Raw genomic sequence first — 18,094 nt, forward strand, 5'->3', positions numbered from 1 at the left:
GGCGCCCCGACGCCAGGCCTGCCGCGCCGCGCGGGCGCGACGCCGGGCCCCGTGCAAGGCCCGACGCGCGGCTCCCTCCGCCGCCGCGGTTGCGGAGCCGGGCGCGCTGTTCCTCCGCCGGTCATAGCGCGAAGCCGGACCGCGGCCAGCGTTGAGGGCTCACGATAGGTTTCCCGGGAAACCGGCTGAAAAGTGAACCCGATCCGCGCGGCGCGCGTAACTGTTCCCGACATGCAAGCCGCGAAAGACATATCCCCCGCCCTGCTCTGGCTGCGCCGCGACCTGCGGCTGGCCGACAACCCCGCGCTGCATGCCGCCATCGCGCGCGGCGGGCCGGTGATCGCGGTGTGGATCCTCGACCCGGTGGCCGAGGCGACCGGCGCGGCGCACCGCTGGCGGATGCAGGGCTCGCTCGGCTCGCTCGCCGCCGATCTCGAGGCGATGGGCGCCCGCCTGATCCTGCGCCGGGGCGAGGCGCTGGAGGTGCTGCGCAAGCTGGTCGCGCAGACCGGCGCCGGCGCGGTGCTGTGGAACCGCCTCTACGACCCCGAGGCGCGGGCGCGCGACGAGGCGGTCAAGGCGGCCCTGAAATCCGACGGCATCGAGGCGCAGAGCTTCAACGGCGCCCTGCTGCATGAGCCCTGGACCGTCGAGACCGGGCAGGGCGGCCCCTACAAGGTCTACACCCCCTACTGGCGCGCCGTGGCCGACCGGGTGGTGCACCAGCCGATCGAGGCGCCCTCGCGCTGGCCCTCGCCCGAGAGCTGGCCCGCCTCCGACACGCTCGAGTCCTGGGACATGGCCGCCGACATGCGCCGCGGCGCCGCGGTGCTGGCCGAGCGCGTCGCGATCGGCGAGCGCGCCGCCCGGCAGCGGCTGGCCGAGTTCCTCGAGGAGGACCTGCGCGCCTACCCCGACGAGCGCGACCGGCCGGACCGCGAGGCGACCTCCGGCCTCTCGCACCATCTGGCGACGGGCGAGATCTCGCCCCGCCAGATCTGGACCGCCGCCCAGCCGCATCGCCAGGGCGCGGTCGCGAAACCCGCGCAGAAATTCCTGCAGGAAGTGGTGTGGCGGGAGTTCGCCTATCACCTCCTCCACCACGCCCCGCAGATGAGCGACCGCAACTGGCGGCCCGAGTGGGACGCCTTCCCCTGGCGCGGGGACTGCGCGGACGCCGAGGCCTGGCGGCGCGGGCGCACCGGGATCGAGGCGGTAGACGCCGCGATGCGCGAGCTGTTCGTCACCGGGCGCATGCACAACCGATTCCGGATGATCGCGGCGAGCTACCTGACCAAGCACCTGCTGGTGCACTGGAAGGTCGGCGAGGCGTGGTTCCGCGACACGCTGGTGGACTGGGATCCGGCCTCGAACGCGCTGGGCTGGCAGTGGGTGGCGGGTTCGGGCCCCGACGCGACGCCCTACTTCCGGGTCTTCAACCCGCAGACCCAGGCCGAGAAGTTCGACCCCGACGCCGCCTATCGCGACCGCTACATCGCCGAGGGTCGCGACGCGCCCCATCCCGACGCGCTCGCCTTCTTCGAGGCCGCCCCGCGCGCCTGGGGCCTGAGCCCGAAGGATCCCTACCCCAAAGCGCCGATCGTCGGCCTGAAGGAGGGGCGGCAGAAGGCGCTGGACGCCTACCAGGACTGGAAGACCCGGCGCGACGCGGCCTGACGGCCCGACCCGCGCCCCTGCATCAGCCCGGCTCCGGCCGGCGAGACGGAGATACGAATGAAGATCGCGGTCATCGGCGCCGGCATCTCGGGCCTGGGCGCGGCGCTCGCCCTCGCGGAGCGCCACGACGTCCACCTGTTCGAACGGGACGCGCGCTTCGGCGGCCACGCCAACACGGTCGAGGTCCCCGGCGAGCGCTTCGGCCTGACCGATCCCATCGCCGTCGACACCGGCTTCATCGTCTACAACCGGCGCAACTATCCCAACCTGACGGCGCTGTTCGAGCATCTGGACGTGCCGACCAAGTGGTCCGACATGAGCTTCGGCTTCTCGCTGAAGGGCGGGGCCTACGAATACGCCTGCGACGACCTTGCCCGGCTGTTCGCCCAGCTCTCGAACTGCGCCAACCCGCGCCACATCCGGATGCTGGTCGAGATCCTGCGCTTCAACCGCTCGGCCGCCGAGGAGCTGGAGGGCGGCGCGCTGGAGGGCGTTTCGCTGGGCGACTGGCTGGCGGCGCGCGGCTACTCGACCGCCTTCCGCGACCGCTTCGTGCTGCCGATGGGAGGCGCGATCTGGTCGACCTCGACGGCGCGGATGCTGGACTTTCCGGCCTCGAGCTTCGTGGCCTTCTTCCGCAACCACGACCTGATGACCGGCCTCGACCCCGCGCAGCGCTGGCGCACGGTCGAGGGCGGCTCGCGCGAGTATGTGCGGCGGCTGGTGCAGGCGCTGGGTCCGCGCGCCTCGCTGGGGGTGGGGGCGCAGGCCGTGACCCGCGGCCCCGAGGGCGTGCGCATCCGCTTCTCCGACGGCTCCGAGGGGCGGTTCGACCAGGTGATCCTCGCGACCCACGCCGACGTCTCGCTGGGGATGCTGCATGACGCCGACGCGCAGGAGCGGTCGCTGCTGGGCGCGATCCGCTATGCCGACAACCGGGCGGTCCTGCACTCGGATCCCGCGCTGATGCCGCGCAGGCGCAAGGTGTGGTCGTCGTGGAACTTCCTCAGCCAGGGCGCGGCGGCGGACGCCGAGCGGCCGGCCGACGTCTCCTACTGGATGAACCGCTTGCAGGGGCTGCCGGCGCAGGCGCCGCTGTTCGTCTCGCTGAACCCCGGCCAGGCGCCGGATCCCGCGCTGGTGCATGGCGAATTCTCCTACGCCCATCCCCTCTACGACGGGGCGGCGTTCGAGGCGCAGTCGGGCATCGAGTCGATCCAGGGCCGCGGCGGCGTCTGGCACGCCGGCGCCTGGCTGGGCTGGGGCTTTCACGAGGACGGGCTGCGCGCCGGCCTGCGCGCCGCGATGGCGCTGGGCGCCCGCCCCGCCTGGGCGCGCGAGACCGGCGCCCCGATCGTCGAGCGCTTTGCGGCCACGGCGGCGGAATGAGCCGGAGCGCCCCTCTCGCGCCCGATCAGGGCTGCGCCTACGAGGGCCATGTGATGCACATGCGCCTGCGCCCGAAGGCGCACCGATTCCGCTACGGTCTGTGGACGCTGCTGCTCGACGTGGACCGGCTGGCCCAGACCGGCCGCGCGCTGCGCCTGTTCTCGACGAACCGGTTCAACCTGTTGTCGCATCACGACGCCGACCACGGCCCGCGCGACGGCTCTCCGCTGCGCCCCTGGGTCGAGGCGCGGCTGGCCGAGGCCGACCGCCCCCGCCCCGCCCGCATCCGCCTTCTGGCGATGCCGCGCTTTCTGGGCTGGGTGTTCAATCCGCTGTCGGTCTACTTCTGCGAGGACGCCGAAGGGCGGCTCGAGAGCGTGATCTACGAGGTGAAGAACACATTCGGCGACCAGGTGCCCTACGTGCTGGCCGCCGAGGGCGAGGGCCCGCGCCGCCACTCGCAGGCCAAGGAGATGTTCGTCTCGCCCTTCATCGGCATGGACCAGACCTATCGGTTTCACCTCGCCCCGGCGGGGGAGCGGCTGGCGATCCGCATCAAGCAGGGCGACGCGCAGGGCGACCTGCTGATCGCCACGCAGAACGGCGAGCGCCGGGCGCTGAGCGACGCGACGCTTGCGCGTCTCGCGCTGCGCGCGCCGCTGCTGCCCGCGCAGGTGATGGCCGCGATTCACTGGCAGGCGCTGCGCCTGTGGCTGAAGGGCGCGCCTTTTCGGCGGTATCGCGGCCCGAAAGGCGATTGCGGGGCCGCTCCGACGACGGAAGCGCTGGCCGAGCCGCCGATGGCTCGTTAGCTTTTGACGTGAGGGGCACGGATGATCAGAGGGAGGCCGCCGCATGACCGAACAGCTCAGTTCCACCCGGGGGCAGCAGGGCCTGCCCCGCTGGTTCGCCTCGGTCTTCGACGTCGTGGGACGGATCGAGACCGGCAGCATGACCTTCGTTCTGCCCGACGGCCGCACGTTCCTGGCGAGGGGCGAGCGTCCGGGCCCCGACGGCATCGTGCTGGTGCGCGATCCGGCCGTCTTCGCTCGGCTGATCCGCGAGGGAGAGATGGGCTTTGCAGAGGCCTACATGGACGGCGCCTGGGACAGTCCCGACCTGCAGGCGGTGCTGGACGTCGCCCTGATCAACAACGAGACCATCGCCCGCCCCTTCGCCGGGGCTGGCCTGGTGCGGATGGTCGAGCGCGTGCGCCACTGGATGAACCGCAACACCAGGACCGGATCGAAGCGCAACATCGCGGCGCATTACGACCTGGGCAACCCGTTCTACTCCCGCTGGCTGGACGGGAGCATGACCTACTCCTCGGCCCTGTTCTCGGGCACGCAGGAGAGCCTGGAGGCCGCGCAGCGCAACAAGTACGCCGCCATCTGCGACGCCATCGACGCGCCCGAGGGGGGCCATGTGCTCGAGATCGGCTGCGGCTGGGGCGGGTTCGCGGAATATGCGGCCGGCGAGCGGGGGCTGCGGGTCACCGCGCTGACCATCTCCCAGGCGCAGCACGACTTCGCGCGCCAGAGGATCTTCGAGGCCGGCCTCGCCGATCGGGTCGAGGTGGTGATCCGCGACTATCGCGACGAGACCGGAACCTACGACGGCGTCGCCTCGATCGAGATGTTCGAGGCGGTGGGCGAGAAGTTCTGGCCGGTCTATTTCGGAGCGTTGCACGACCGGCTGAAGCCCGACGCGCGCGCCTCGCTGCAGATCATCACCATCCACGACCGGCTGTTCGACGGCTACCGCAAGGGCGTGGACTTCGTGCAGAAGTACATCTTCCCCGGCGGCATGTTGCCCAGCCCCTCGGCCCTGGCCGAACAGACGCGCCGCGCGGGGCTCGAGATTGCCGGCTCGATCGAGTTCGGGGACAGCTACTCCGAAACCCTGCGCCGCTGGCGCGACCGCTTCGAGGACGCCTGGCAGGAGATCGCGCCGATGGGCTTCGACGAGCGGTTCCGGCGGATGTGGAACTTCTACCTCGCCTCCTGCGCGGCCTGCTTCAAGGCCGGCACCACGGACGTCACCCAGGTGACCCTGCGCCGGCCCGCCTGAGGCGGTCCGGGGCGCGATCCGGGGGGCGGCGTCCGATCCCGGGCCGCGGGCCCGATGCGCCTCCGCGACGTCGTGAACCCGGGGTTCATGACGATGAGACGGGGGTGAACCTTGCGGAGCGTCGGATGCATCGTCATGCTGGTCGCGTAGATGCGTAACCTGCAGCTCCGGAGTCGAGCGCGTGAGCAGAATGAACGGACCGGCTTCGGCCGGCGGCGGGGCTTTGGTCGCGCGGGACCGCTATGCGACCGCCCGCATCGTCACCTCCCTCCTGTTCGCCATCGCGGCGCTTGGCGTGGCGACGCTGCATTTCCACCTGCGGCCGCTGGCCGAGATCCACGATCCGGTCGAGGTCTATGGGGCCGCCGCCCTGTGCGCGGCGATCGCCTGCTGGAAGGGCCTGGGGACGAGTCTTGGACGCGGCCTTGGGGTCACGGTCCGGGCGGCGCTGGGCTCGGTTCTGGCCGCGGGACTGCTGTTCTGCGTCACGGCGGGCTGCCGGGCGGTCGCGACCGCCTACGGCTTCACCCATTTCGCCACCCCCGAGGCGCTGATCATGCACCTGGTCAAGAAGGCCCTCGAGATGGGCGAGGCGCTGATCGCCTCGCCGGCGCTGATCCCCGCGCTGCTGGCCGCGGTTGTGGTCGGCCTGCTGGGCGAGCTTGCCCGCCGCGCCTGGGACCGGGTGGTGATCGAGCCGAGCTGACCGGGGCGGCTGCCGCGGCGCGGGGGCGGGCATGACCTGGCCGCCCGCCCGCATCCTTGCGGCCTACGCCGCGCCGATGGCGCCCCTGGGGGCGCTGCATTTCCCTGTCTATGTCTATGTGCTGCCGGCCTATGCGGCGCTGGGGGCGGACCTCGGCGCGCTGGGCGTGTTCATGCTGGCCGCGCGCCTGCTGGACGGGATCAGCGACCCGGTGGTCGGCGTGATGTCGGATCGCACGCCCGCGGGGATCGCGACCCGCTTCGGGCGCCGGCGGCCGTGGATGGCGCTGGCCGGGCCGCTGATCCTGGTCGCCGCGGCGATGCTGCTGCTGCCGCCCGCGGGGCCCACGGCCCTGCACGCGGGCATCTGGCTGACCGCCTTGACGCTCGCCTGGACGCTGGCGCTGACCCCCTATCTGGCCTGGGGCGCCGAGCTGACGCCCGACTACGCCGGGCGGGTGCGCGTCTCCTCCTGGCGCGAGGCGGCGGGCGTGGCCGGGATGCTGGGCGCGGCCATCGCCTACGCCGCCGCCGACGGGCCCGCCGAGGGGCTGCGCAACGTCATGATCCTGCTGGCCGTCACGCTGCCGCCCGCCTTCGCCTGGGCGCTGTGGAAGACGCCCGAGCCCGCCGACCTCTCGACCCGCCGCCTGCCCTGGCGCGAGGCGCTGGGCCGGGCCGCGCGCAACCGTCCGTTCCTGCGGCTGCTGGCGGCGTGGCTGGCCAACGGGGCGGCGAACGCGCTGCCGGCCTCGCTGTTCCTGTTCTTCGTCTCCCACCGCCTGGCCGCGCCAGAGCATGCGGGCACGCTGCTGGCGGTCTACTTCCTGGCCGCTGTGGCGGGCATGCCGCTGTGGTCGCGCCTGTCCGAGCGGCGCGCGAAGCACAAGGTCTGGGGCGGCGCGATGCTGTGGGCCTGCGCGATCTTCGCGGTCGTGCCGTTTCTGGGGCCCGGCGACCTCTGGGCCTTCGCGGCGGTCTGCGTGCTGTCGGGCGTGGCGCTGGGCGCGGACCTGGCGTTGCCGCCGGCGATCCAGGCCGATGTGGTCGACGCCGACGCGGCCGAGGGCGGAGAGAGCCGCGCCGGCGCTTATTTCGCGGTCTGGTCGGTGGCCACCAAGGCCGCTCAGGCGCTGGCCGGCGGGGTGGCGTTCCTGACGCTCGACCTGGTGGGCTTCGATGCGGCGGCCGAGGTCAACTCCGAGTCCTCGCTGACGACTCTGGCGCTGCTCTATGCCGGGGCGCCGGTGGCGCTGAAGCTGCTGGCGGTGGCGCTGGTCTGGCGGTTTCCCATAGATGCGGCGGCGCAGGCCGAGCTGCGCCGCCGGATCGAGGAGGCGGCCGCGAGAGGCCGCAGGGGCTGAGCCCTCAGGCCGCCCGGCGCCGCCGCAGCAGCATCAGCCCGCCAAGCGCCGCGGCCAGCAGCGGAGCGGCCGCAGGCAGGGGGACCGGCGTGGTCGAGGGCGTGTCGATGGGGAAGTCGCCCTTGAAGCCCCAGGCGTGCGCCTCGCCGTCGGTCAGGTGCAGGGTCTGCGCGACGATGGTCCCCTCGTGGGAGCCGCCGCTCTGGGTGACCGTCGCATCGGGCGCCAGCACCACGCCGAACAGCTTCGTCCCCAGCCCGAGCGTGACCACGTCCCTGAAGTTCCAGATGATCCGCGAGGCGATCGAGAAGTCCGACACCCCCAGCGGGTTCGCCTTCAGCTTCGCGATCGAGTTAGCCGAGCCGTCCACGTTGATCACCAGCGTCGCGTCGGGGTCGAGCAGGTAGCCGATCCCGGTGTAGCTCGAGAACTCGTCGGTGGTGATGTTGTAGTAGGTGACGCCCGAGCCCGAGGCGGTGAAGGTCGCGTCGTTGTAGGCAAGGCTCGGCCCGGCGGCGCCCGACGCGTGGGCGAGCGCGGCGAGATCCTCGGAGGTCTCGGTCAGCAGCGACTTCACCTGGTCGGCGTCGGGGAACGAGAAGGCCGGCGCCGCCGGGGTCGCGCCGAACTGCATCGAGCCATTGTTGACGTTGTTGTTGCTGCCGGTCCCGGAGACGCGGCCGGAGACGTTGTTGAACGTCGAGTTCCTGACGTTCCCGTTGATGTCGGCCGTGCCGCCGTTGTTCATGGTCAGGTTGGTGACGTTGCCGCCCGTCACGACCGTCTGGCCGTTCCCGGCCGAGCTTTGCTGCCCGGACGCGCCGACCGTGCCGCCGACATAGATGTGGCCGCCGGATTGCGCGTTGTTGAACTGGAAGGCGTCGACGTTGCCCCAGATCTGGGCGGTCCCGGCCTGCTCGACCTTCACCGTGCCGGTGACGTTGCCGCCGGGGCCGCCCGTCTTGGCCGCGGCGGCGCCGACATAGAGCGCGTCGAACGACGAGGACGGGTTCGGATCGGTCTTGCCGTTGAGCATGAACGAGGCGTTGCCCGACGCGTTCAGGTTGCCGCCGATATAACCGCGGCCGTCCGCGTGCTGTCGCGAGGACATGTCCCCGAACACGATGACGTTGAAATCGTTGAGCAGCATGGCGGCGTCGAGGCCCGAAGCCCGAGCCGGCGACGCTGCGCCCGAGAGGGCGATCGCTGCCGAGACGGCAAGCGCAGCCCCGAGGCGCTTCAAGGATACGGAGAACGGCGTGCGGGCCCGCGCAGACGCGCACAGCCCACAATACGCACCGACCGCCGAAAGGCGGGCGTTGGTGGTTGACATGTTTGACCCCAAGAATTCGGCGCTAAGCTCCCCAGCCGCGCCGAGTTTCCATTATACCGTAACGTCGTGTCGTTCCCGGGCTCCCCGCCCGGCGATGCAGGACCGACTCAATTGTCGCTCCTCCATGACATGAACATTACATGAAGCGGCGGATCGGATCAACAGGCGTTCATTCGCCCCCGGTCACGCCTTCGGGAGACGTCGCCCGGTTGCGCCGGCCGGCGCCGCCCGGTTGCGCAGGCCGGCGCCGCGCGGTCGGGACCCTTGCCTTCGCGCGCCGCGCTGGCTATCGCCCGGACACGGAATTCCAGGCGAAGCGGCCCGCCCTCCGCGCACCGGCGCGAGGCGCGCGCCGCGGTTCGGAGGACGGCATGGACGGTCAGGACGGAAACGGCGACGCGGCGGGTCTCGAGGGGCTGCGCGCCCAATGGTTCGCCCGCATCGCCGAGGCCGCGGACGAGTCCGCGCTCGAGACGGTGCGCGTCGGCGCGCTGGGCAAGAAGGGCGAGGTCAGCCTGAAGATGCGCGAGCTGGGGAAGATGACGCCCGAGCAGCGCCAGACCGCCGGCCCCGCGCTGAACGCCCTGAAGGACGAGCTGAACTCGGCGCTGGCCGCCCGGCGCGCCTCGCTGGCCGACTCCGCGCTCGCCGAGCGTCTGCGCGCCGAGTGGCTGGACGTGACGCTGGCCCCGCGGCCTACGCGCCGTGGCTCGATCCACCCCGTCTCCCAGGTCACCGAGGAGGTCGCCGCGATCTTCGCCGACATGGGCTTCGGCGTGGCCGAGGGGCCGCAGGTCGAGACCGACTGGTACAACTTCGACGCGCTGAACATCCCCGGCCACCACCCCGCGCGCGCCGAGATGGACACGTTCTACATGGCTCGCGGCGAGGGCGACGCGCGCGCGCCCCACGTGCTGCGCACCCACACCTCGCCGGTGCAGATCCGCACCATGCAGGCGCAGGGCGCGCCGCTGCGCATCATCGCGCCGGGGCGGGTCTATCGCTCGGACTTCGACCAGACCCACACGCCGATGTTCCACCAGGTCGAGGGGCTGGCGGTCGACCGCGACATCTCGATGGCCAACCTGAAATGGTGCCTCGAGGAGTTCTTCGCCGCCTTCTTCGAGGTCGAGGGCGTCGAGACCCGGTTCCGCGCCTCGCACTTCCCGTTCACCGAACCCTCGGCCGAGGTCGACATCCGCTGCTCGTGGGTCGACGGCCAGCTGAAGGTCGGCGAGGGCGACGGCTGGCTCGAGGTTCTGGGCTCGGGCATGGTGCACCCCAAGGTGCTGGCCTATGGCGGCATCGACCCCGAGGTCTGGCAGGGCTTCGCCTTCGGCATGGGGATCGACCGGATCGCGATGCTGAAATACGGCATCCCCGACCTGCGCGCCTTCTTCGACAGCGACCTGCGCTGGCTGCGCCACTACGGCTTCTCGGCGCTGGACGTGCCGACGATGCGCGGCGGGCTGAGCGCCTGAGCCTGCCGGCAGGGCGATGACGAAGGCCGGCCCCCGGGGCCGGCCTTCGCGCGTTCAGCGGAGGCGGCGGGCGGGCCTCACCACTTCTCGTCCCGCGCCTTGATCGCCTGGCGCGGCTTGCGCGTCAGGAACCACAGGAACAGCGGCAGGCCGGCGCCGACGCCGATCGTCCAGGTGATCGGCAGGCAGACCAGGCTGGGCCAGTCGCGGCGCGCGACCACATGCGCCAGGGTGGCGAGCGTCAGCGCCACCGCCGCCACGGCCAGGTCCCAGACCATGCCCTCGGTCGCGGCGTTGACGGTCCAGGCCTCGAACAGCGCGTCGAGCGAATAGCCGTTCTCGTCGGCCCATTTCTTGAAGTGCAGCAGTGGAAACACCGCTCCCGCCAGCGCCAGGAGCAGCCACAGGACCCCGAGGCGACGCATCTCAGTCGTCCTCGAGATCGCGGATCGGCTGGGTCACCTCGCCCGGCGCGATCAGCTGAGGCGCGGGACTGCGCGTCGCATCGGTCGGCGGAACCGGATCGTTCTTGCGCGCGCAGCCCGTGGTGGCGGTCAGAACCGCCAGCGCAAGCATCGCTGACATGGCCGCGGCGCGGCGGCCGGATGGCCTTGCGCGGGCGCTCGCCCGCAAGTCGGATGGCTTCGGGCGGGCGCACGCCCGCGCATCAGGATCACACATCCCCATCACTCCCCAGTGACGCCCCCGCCCCGCGCGACTGTCGCCTGTCACGACGCGATGGTCACGCCTTTTCTGCTGTGTTTTCCGATCCGAGCCGCTCGCGCCACGCCGCCGCCTGCGCCCGCACGTTGGCCGGGGCCGTGCCGCCGTAGGAGGTGCGCGAGGCGACCGAGGCCTCGACCGTCAGCACGTCGAACACGCCCGCGGTGATCGCGGGGTTCACCGCCTGCATTTCGTCCAGCGTCAGGTCGGGCAGATCGCGGGAGCTGTCCTCGGCAAGCTTGACCAGCGCGCCGACCGCGTGGTGGGCGTCGCGGAACGGCAGCCCCGCCTCGCGCACCAGCCAGTCCGCGAGATCGGTGGCCGTCGAAAAGCCCGAGGCCGCCGCCGCCCGCAGGTTCTGCGCCTGGGGGAGCATGTCGCGCACCATCCCCTCCATCGCCGCCAGCGCCAGCATCAGGGAGTCGGCCGCGTCGAAAGCCTGCTCCTTGTCCTCCTGCATGTCCTTGGAATAGGCCATGGCGAGGCCCTTCATCACCGTGGACAGCCCCACGAACGCGCCCGTGATGCGGCCGACCTTGGCGCGCACCAGCTCGGCCGCGTCGGGGTTGCGCTTCTGGGGCATGATCGAGGAGCCGGTCGAGAACCGGTCCGACAGGCGCACGAAGCGGAACTGGGCCGAGGACCAGATCACCAGCTCCTCGGCGAAGCGGCTGAGGTGGGTGCCGGTGATCGAGGCGGCGGCCAGGAACTCGAGCGCAAAGTCCCGATCCGCCACGGTGTCGAGCGAGTTCGCCGTCGGGCGGTCGAAGCCCAGCGCCGCGGCGGTCATGTGACGGTCCAGCGGAAAGCCGGTGCCGGCGAGCGCCGCGGCCCCCAGCGGACATTCGTTCATCCGCGCGCGGGCGTCCTGGAAGCGGGAGCGGTCGCGCGCGAACATCTCCACATAGGCCATCATGTGGTGGCCCCAGGTGACGGGCTGCGCGGTCTGCAGATGGGTGAAGCCGGGCATCGGCAGGTCGGCCCCGGCCTCGGCCTGGCCGACCAGCGCCTCGATCAGGGCGGTCAGGCCCCCGATCGCCGCATCGGCCTGGTCGCGCACCCACATCCGGAAGTCGAGCGCCACTTGGTCGTTGCGCGAGCGCGCGGTGTGCAGCCGCCCCGCCGCCGGGCCGATCAGCTCGCGCAGGCGGTTCTCGACGTTCATGTGGATGTCTTCGAGCGCGGTCGAGAACTGGAAGGTCCCCGCCTCGATCTCTGACAAGACCGTGAGCAGCCCGGCGTCGATCTGGTCCCGGTCGGCGTCCGTGATAATCCCTTGGGCGGCGAGCATGGCCGCATGGGCGCGCGATCCCGCGACGTCCTGCCCGGCCAGCCGCCGGTCGAAGCCGATCGAGGCGTTGATCGCCTCCATGATCGCGTCGGGGCCAGAGGCGAAACGCCCGCCCCACATCGCGTTGGCGCCCGGGGTGGGGGTCGGTTTGTCGTCGCTCATCCGGGGACCTCGTCCTCGCGTGTCATGGGGGAGAGAACCATGCGCCTCGCCGGTCTCGTTGCGCTCGTCATAGGCGCCGCCGCGATCTTTGCAAACCCCGCGGCCGCCGGAGACGGGCTCTCGGCCGAGCAGCGGACCGAGATCGAGGGGATGCGCACCGGCGCGATGGCCAAGCTCTCGCTGCGCGAAACGCCCGGCGAGCCAATCGAGGCGGAGTTCGTCAACGAGAACGGCGCCTCGGCCTCGGTGGCGGAGTTTGCGGGCAAGGTCACGGTGCTGAACCTCTGGGCCACATGGTGTCCGCCGTGCCTGAAGGAGATGCCGTCGCTCAACAACCTGCAGGCCGCGCTCGAGGGGTCGGGCGCACAGGTCGTCACGGTGGCGGTGCAGTCGGGCGGTCGGGCGAAGGCCAAGGATTTCCTCAAGGAAAAGATGCTCTATCAGCTGTCGGCCTACGCCGATGAGCGCAACGCCCTGCCGCGCGAGGTGGGCATCCTGGGCCTGCCCACGACCCTGATCCTCGATCCTCAGGGCCGCGAGATCGCCCGCGTCCAGGGCGACGCCGAGTGGGACGCGCCCGAGGCCGAGGCCCTGCTGCGGCGTCTTGCCGAGATGACCGCCGCCGGCGGCTGACCGCGAGCCTGCGTCAGACCCCGGGTCGGCCCCGGGGTCCGGCGGACCTCGGGCCGCCGTGCCGGCGCTGTGGACGTCTGGTCGCGCGGTCGCGCCAGACGGCGCTTGCCCCCCGCCGCCCCCGCGCGCGCGGACACGGCGCTTGCCGGGCGCGCGCGCCGGGACTAGGCAGTCCTGTGCCCGCCCTTCCGCCAGGACGCCCATGACCGAACCGGCCGCCGTGCCCGCGCTGTGCGTGATCATCCCCGCCAGCGACGAGGAAGACCACATCGGCCGCTGCCTCTGCGCGGTGCTGGCGCAGCGCGGCCTGACCCCCGGCGCGCTGGAGGTGGTGGTCGCCGCCAACAACTGCCGCGACGCGACGGTCGCCCGCGCCCGCGCCCTCGCGCCCCGCTTTGCCGAGCTGGGCTGGCGGCTGGAGGTGCTCGACATCCCCGAGGGGGGCAAGACCCACGCCCTCAACCTTGGCGACGCGGCGACGCAGGCCGGGTCGCGGGCCTATCTCGACGCCGACGTGACCATGGACCCCGACCTGCTGGCCTGGGCGATCGGGGCGCTGGACCGGCCCGATCCGGTCTATGTCACCGGCGCGTTGCGGGTGGCGCGGGCGCGCAGCTGGATCACCCGCCGCTACGCCGACCTGTGGACACGGCTGCCGTTCGTGCGCCCCGGCTCGGCCCCCGGCGCGGGCCTGTTCGCGGTGAACGCTGCCGGGCGGGCGCGCTGGGGCGCCTTCCCCGCCATCATCTCCGACGATTCCTTCGTGCGCTGGAGCTTCGCGCCGCAGGAGCGGATCGAGGTTCGCGCCGGCTACGACTGGCCGATGGTCGAGGGGTTCGCGGCGCTGGTCCGCGTCCGCCGCCGCCAGGACGCCGGCCTGCGGGAGCTGCGGCGCCTCTATCCCGGGCTGCAGGCGAACGAGGGCAAGGGCCGATTGCGCCCCGCCGATCACCTGCGCCTGCTGGCGAGCGCGCCGCTCAGCTACCTTGTCTACACCGCCGTCTCGGTGGCGGTGCGCCTTCGCGGGCGCGACGGGGCGGAGTGGTCGCGGGGGCGGCGCTGAGGGGCCGCGCGTTTCCCGCCGCGATCTAAACGAAATCTAAACCCTGGCGCCTGCATGATGTCGCCGCGTCCTGCCGATCCCTGCGGGGCTTCGCGGGCGCGCCTTCCTGATCCGAGCCATGATTGCGCCCCTCCCCGGGCCCGTCCCGGGCCGGCGCCGGGAGTCCGCCATGCAGAACCCCTTCGACGACCGCGTCCTCGCCCTTTCCGGGCCGGCGCGCGACTATCTTCCCGTCACGCCCAACGACGGCGCGCCCCTGCCGCAGGTGGCGGTCGCGCTCTATGTCGAGGTCGGCGGCCGGGTCCGCTTCGTGTCCGAGGCCGGGGCCGAGCGCGACGTCGAGGCGCCCGACCACGGCTGGATCCTGTGCGGGATGCGCCAGGTGAAGGCCACCGGGACCACCGCCTCGGGCATTCACGCCCTGATCGTCACCTGAGGGGGCCGCGATGCTGGGTGGTCTTTTTGCGCGCGCGGGCGCGCTGATGGCGCGAGGGTCGTTTTGCCCGCGGCTGTCGGTCGAGGATGGAACCGTCCAGGCCGAGGCCCGTCAGGCCCCGCCCCCGCGCCTGACCTGCGAGGCGGCGGAGATCTCCGCCGAGGCGCGCGGCTGACGCCGACGCGGGCCGCGCGGGCGCGACGGCGGCCCGCGCCTGGCGCGGGTTCGCCGGCCCGCCCCGATCTCGACCGTCCCGCCGGCACGCGGCGCGGCCAGGCTTGCGCCCCCGGCGGTGCGGTCGATCCTTCCCCCCAACGGCGGAGCCCGCCGGCCAATGCGCCGGGTTCGCGCTCGCGTCGATCTCCCGGAACCGGCGAGACGCCGACCGGCTGGGGAGAGCGGGAGCCCGCGCGTCCCGCGGGGACGGGACGCGCGGGCGACGCCAGGCGGGCTCAGCGGCCTGGGGATCGGGCCGAGAGATCCACGCGCAGCGCCATGGTGGTCGCCACCGCCGGCGCAAAGGCGCTGACGCCGTAGTCCGAGCGGTCGACCTCGCCGGTCACGGTGAAGTCGGCCAGCGTGACCTCCGGGTCGTCGGCCGAGGGGATCAGTCCCTTGAGCACCACGTCGAAGGTTTCCTGCCGCGTGACGCCCTTGATGGTGACGTCGCCGGTGACGGTGGCGCGGGTGTCCGAGACCACCTGAACGCCGCTCGAGACGAAGGTGATCTGAGGGAACGCCTCGACGTCGAGCATGTCGTCGCCGCGGATGAAGTCGTCGCGCGCGCCCCAGTCGGTGTCGATCGACCGGGCGGCGATGGTGAAGCTGACCGACGAGGCGGTCTGGGCCACCGGATCGAAGTCGATGGCCGCCTCGAAGTCCTTGAACCGGCCCTCGACCAGCGAGAAGCCGACATGCTCCAGCGTGAAGGTCACGGCCGTCTTCTCACGGTCCATGATCCAGGTCTCGGCGGCGGCGGGCAGGTCGGAGGCCAGCACCGCGGGACAGGCGATCACGGCCGCGGACAGGACGGAGCGAATCGAGCGCATCGTGGAGACTCCTGCACAGGGGGGCGGGCCTCGGAGCGGTCGGGCCGCCGCCTCTCGGCGGGAACCGCGCGCTCCGTCGCCCGAGGTCTGATCGTTGGTGCCGCCAGAGCAGGAGTGGGCGCGTACCGCTCGATCACGAAGCCGTGAGGCTCATCGCCGGCGCCGCGCAGGCGGCCCTCGGGATGCAGAGGCGCGGGCGACGGAGCGAAAGGCTCGGGGTCTTGCCGCGGTATCAACTGGAAGTGGCGCAGGTTTTCGCCGGGTCAAGCCCGGGGAGCGACGTCGGGACAGCTAAAGGAGCGAGGTCGCCGCCGCGCCCCCGATCCCCGCCCTCAGGGCCGGGGGCTGATCTCCAGATCCACGCGGATCTCGACGTCCTTGCCCACGTGAGGGGCGGCGAAGCTGACGTCGTAGGCGGTTCGGTCGATCTCGCCGATGATGGTGAAGCCGGCCACCACCTCGCCGCCGGCGAGCGCCGAGGGGCCGTACTTGTTCAGCGCGGCGCGCAGGGTCTCGGTCCGGGTGATGCCGTTGATGGTCAGGTCGCCGGTGATGTCGGCCGCCTCGGCCGAGACCAGCCGCACCTGCGTCGAGACGAAGGAGATCACCGGGTGCGCCTCGGCGTCCAGGAAGTCGGGACCGCGCAGGTAGCGGTCGCGGCCTTCCCAGTTGGTGTCCACGCTCTCGGCGCGGATGCTGAAGTTGACCGTGGCCTGCTCGACCGCGTCGGGGTCGAGGTCGATTTCGGCGTCGAACTCCCGGAACCAGCCGTGCACCAGCGAGTAGCCCAGGTGGTCGACCGAGAACTTCACCTGGCTGTGGGAGCGGTCCATCTGCCAGCGATAGGCCGCGGCCGGCGAGGCCCATGCAAGGCCGATGCCCAGGGCCGCGGCCAGGACAAGCGCCCGGCCGGCGGTGCGGCTCCATCGGGGGCCGGGAACGGTGCTCTTGCGGGGCATGCGCGCATTCTCCCTCTCCGCACGACGGCACGGAGGTCAACCTTGTGAATCGCGCGCCCCGCGTCCAGTCCGGAATCGCGTCGGCCGGCAATCGGCCGCGCGGTCCGGGGACGGCGAGGAGGGGCGGGGGGACGGCGGGGTGGGGGACGGCGGGGCGCAAGCCGCGCGCGAGGCGGGAGCGGGGGCGGCTCAGCCCCGGCGCGGCCAGGTCATCCGCCGCAGGACGTCGTCGCGCTTGAGGAAATGGTGCTGGAGCGCGGCGCCGACATGGGCCGCCAGGATCGCGATCATCGCCCAGGCGCAGTAGAAGTGAATTGCGCCGAACGCCTCTTCCAGGCCGCGGTCGCCGGGCTGGAACGGGTCGGGCAGGGCGAACAGGCCGAAGACCATGTTCTTGATCCCGTAGCTGTCCTGCAGCGACGAGGCCGAGGCCATCAGCCAGCCCGAGATCGGCATCGCGATCATCAGCGCATACAGCGCCCAGTGCGCGCCCTCGGAGACCATGTGCTGCCAGCGCGGCGTGCCGGGCACGGGGGGCGGCGCGGGATGGGTCGCGCGCCAGATCAGCCGGGCGCCGGCCAGGGCGAAGGCCACGAAGCCCCAGCTCTTGTGCAGCTGCACCAGGTCGAACTGGGCGTACATGTCGGTGACCCACTGGGTCATGTAGAAGCCCAGGCCCAGCAGGAACAGGATCACCGCCGCGCTCAGCCAGTGAAGCAGGCGCGCGGGCCAGCCCCAGGCGCGGATATCGTTGCGAAGGGGCATCGAAGAGGTCCTCTGCGGGTCCGGGGGGCCGCCGCCCAGGGCCCGGGCGGCGGGGTCGGAACGGGCGGGCCGCGCGGGCCCGCCCGAGGCTCAGGCGCCGATCACTTGGCGGGCGACGCCTCGAGGTCGATGCGCACCGGCATGGTCGCGGCGACCGCCGGGGCGAAATAATCCACGCCATAGGCGGTGCGGTCCAGCTCGCCCTCGATGGTGAAGCCGACCACGGTCTGCTCGGGGTCAAGCGGCGAGGGGCCGGTCTTGTTGAGGGTCACGTCGAAGGTCTCCTCGTTGGTGACGCCCTTGATGGTGACGTCGCCGGTGACCTTGGCCTCGGTGTCCGAGATCATCTCGACGCCGGTCGAGACGAAGGTGATCTCGGGGTATTCCTCGACGTCGAGCATGTCGCCGCTCTTGATATGCGTGTCGCGGGCCTCCCAGCCGGTGTCGATCGAGCTGGTCTGCAGGGTGAAGCTGACGGTCGAGGCGGCCAGGTTCTCGGGATCGTAGTCGATGTCGGCCGAGAAGTCGTTGAAGCGGCCGTGGATCACCGAGAAGCCGATGTGGTCGACCGAGAAGATCACCGAGGCGTGGCTGCGGTCCATCGCGTAGGGCTCGGCCGCGGCGGGCAGGGCGGCGAGCAGGCCGGCGGCCAGGCCGAGGGCGGGGGCGAGAGCGGTGCGGGGGAGGCCCATGGTCGTGTCTCCGGGTTCAGGTTGCGTTGCGGCATATCTCGCATCGCCCCCGCTGGGAGAAAAGGCGCCCAGATCCGCACCAATTGTTTCCCGAATCCCCATTGACGATTTCGTGTGCGGGGCGCGGCCGCCTGCTGAAGATACATGCCGCCCCCTGGCGTTGCCGCAGCGCCCCGGCCCTTGCCGAACCCTGCGGGCGCGCAGGGCCCTGCAAAGCCGGCCCGCGGTGCGCCGGAGACGAAGCGCCCGAAGGGCGGCGCTGCGGCGCCGGGGCTTCGCATCTGCGCACCTGCCGGCGAGGC

18 protein-coding genes are annotated in these 18,094 nt (G+C 72.0%); 10 read left to right on the forward strand and 8 right to left on the reverse strand.

The features are described 5' to 3' along the window. The first annotated feature begins 231 nt into the window (after window positions 1-231). From AAC134_RS01935 to AAC134_RS01960, 6 genes are all read left to right on the forward strand, one after another. Complete coding sequence (locus tag AAC134_RS01935; RefSeq protein ID WP_339947346.1) at window positions 232-1,677, forward strand: deoxyribodipyrimidine photo-lyase; 1,446 nt, start codon at window positions 232-234, stop codon at window positions 1,675-1,677. 57 nt (window positions 1,678-1,734) lie between these two features. Continuing rightward, window positions 1,735-3,066, forward strand: coding sequence for an FAD-dependent oxidoreductase (locus tag AAC134_RS01940; protein ID WP_339947347.1), 1,332 nt, complete (start codon window positions 1,735-1,737; stop codon window positions 3,064-3,066). Continuing rightward, on the forward strand, window positions 3,063-3,878 hold the full coding sequence (locus AAC134_RS01945; RefSeq protein ID WP_339947348.1) for a DUF1365 domain-containing protein: 816 nt from the start codon (window positions 3,063-3,065) through the stop codon (window positions 3,876-3,878). Before AAC134_RS01940 ends, AAC134_RS01945 begins: the two co-directional genes overlap by 4 nt. 43 nt (window positions 3,879-3,921) lie before the next feature. Beyond that, window positions 3,922-5,136, forward strand: a complete 1,215-nt coding sequence (locus tag AAC134_RS01950) for a cyclopropane-fatty-acyl-phospholipid synthase family protein (RefSeq protein ID WP_339947349.1) — start codon at window positions 3,922-3,924, stop codon at window positions 5,134-5,136. A 181-nt stretch (window positions 5,137-5,317) separates the two neighbouring features. Continuing rightward, window positions 5,318-5,842: a hypothetical protein gene (locus AAC134_RS01955; protein WP_339947350.1), complete on the forward strand. Its 525-nt coding sequence runs from the start codon at window positions 5,318-5,320 to the stop codon at window positions 5,840-5,842. Window positions 5,843-5,873: 31 nt separating this feature from the next. Beyond that, window positions 5,874-7,205 (forward strand): MFS transporter, encoded by a 1,332-nt coding sequence (locus tag AAC134_RS01960; protein WP_339947351.1) that lies wholly within the window; start codon window positions 5,874-5,876, stop codon window positions 7,203-7,205. A gap of 4 nt (window positions 7,206-7,209) precedes the next feature. On the opposite strand, the gene AAC134_RS01965 is transcribed toward AAC134_RS01960, so the two are convergent. After that, entirely contained in the window at window positions 7,210-8,355 is a 1,146-nt protein-coding gene (locus AAC134_RS01965; protein WP_339947352.1) for a collagen-binding domain-containing protein, read from the reverse strand. 554 nt (window positions 8,356-8,909) lie between these two features. Here AAC134_RS01965 and pheS point away from each other — a divergent pair. Beyond that, entirely contained in the window at window positions 8,910-10,019 is a 1,110-nt protein-coding gene (gene pheS, locus AAC134_RS01970) for a phenylalanine--tRNA ligase subunit alpha (RefSeq protein WP_339947353.1), read from the forward strand. Window positions 10,020-10,096: 77 nt separating this feature from the next. Here pheS and AAC134_RS01975 read toward each other — a convergent pair whose 3' ends face one another. From AAC134_RS01975 to argH, 3 genes are all read right to left on the reverse strand, one after another. Beyond that, window positions 10,097-10,444, reverse strand: coding sequence for a DUF2834 domain-containing protein (locus AAC134_RS01975; protein WP_339947354.1), 348 nt, complete (start codon window positions 10,442-10,444; stop codon window positions 10,097-10,099). A 1-nt stretch (window position 10,445) separates the two neighbouring features. Beyond that, window positions 10,446-10,604: a hypothetical protein gene (locus AAC134_RS01980; protein ID WP_339947355.1), complete on the reverse strand. Its 159-nt coding sequence runs from the start codon at window positions 10,602-10,604 to the stop codon at window positions 10,446-10,448. Window positions 10,605-10,761: 157 nt separating this feature from the next. Next, window positions 10,762-12,195 carry an argininosuccinate lyase gene (gene argH / locus AAC134_RS01985; RefSeq protein WP_339947356.1) on the reverse strand — a complete coding sequence of 478 codons (1,434 nt, stop codon included), beginning with the start codon at window positions 12,193-12,195 and terminating at the stop codon, window positions 10,762-10,764. Window positions 12,196-12,234: 39 nt separating this feature from the next. On the opposite strand from argH, the gene AAC134_RS01990 reads away from it, so the two are divergent. The 3 genes from AAC134_RS01990 (at window position 12,235) to AAC134_RS02000 (ending at window position 14,327) form a co-directional block, all read left to right on the forward strand. After that, complete coding sequence (locus tag AAC134_RS01990; protein WP_339947357.1) at window positions 12,235-12,828, forward strand: TlpA disulfide reductase family protein; 594 nt, start codon at window positions 12,235-12,237, stop codon at window positions 12,826-12,828. A 202-nt stretch (window positions 12,829-13,030) separates the two neighbouring features. Beyond that, on the forward strand, window positions 13,031-13,891 hold the full coding sequence (locus tag AAC134_RS01995; protein ID WP_339947358.1) for a glycosyltransferase: 861 nt from the start codon (window positions 13,031-13,033) through the stop codon (window positions 13,889-13,891). Between the two features lie 169 nt (window positions 13,892-14,060). Further along, window positions 14,061-14,327, forward strand: a complete 267-nt coding sequence (locus tag AAC134_RS02000) for a hypothetical protein (RefSeq protein ID WP_339947359.1) — start codon at window positions 14,061-14,063, stop codon at window positions 14,325-14,327. A gap of 452 nt (window positions 14,328-14,779) precedes the next feature. On the opposite strand, the gene AAC134_RS02005 is transcribed toward AAC134_RS02000, so the two are convergent. From AAC134_RS02005 to AAC134_RS02020, 4 genes are all read right to left on the reverse strand, one after another. After that, entirely contained in the window at window positions 14,780-15,376 is a 597-nt protein-coding gene (locus AAC134_RS02005; protein WP_339947360.1) for a YceI family protein, read from the reverse strand. 332 nt (window positions 15,377-15,708) lie between these two features. Continuing rightward, entirely contained in the window at window positions 15,709-16,335 is a 627-nt protein-coding gene (locus AAC134_RS02010; RefSeq protein ID WP_339947361.1) for a YceI family protein, read from the reverse strand. Window positions 16,336-16,524: 189 nt separating this feature from the next. After that, window positions 16,525-17,100, reverse strand: a complete 576-nt coding sequence (locus AAC134_RS02015) for a cytochrome b (RefSeq protein WP_339947362.1) — start codon at window positions 17,098-17,100, stop codon at window positions 16,525-16,527. Between the two features lie 101 nt (window positions 17,101-17,201). Next, on the reverse strand, window positions 17,202-17,792 hold the full coding sequence (locus AAC134_RS02020) for a YceI family protein (protein ID WP_339947363.1): 591 nt from the start codon (window positions 17,790-17,792) through the stop codon (window positions 17,202-17,204). Between the last annotated feature and the right edge of the window lie 302 nt (window positions 17,793-18,094).

Source organism: uncultured Albimonas sp. (assembly GCF_963977235.1).
Taxonomy (GTDB): domain Bacteria; phylum Pseudomonadota; class Alphaproteobacteria; order Rhodobacterales; family Rhodobacteraceae; genus Albimonas.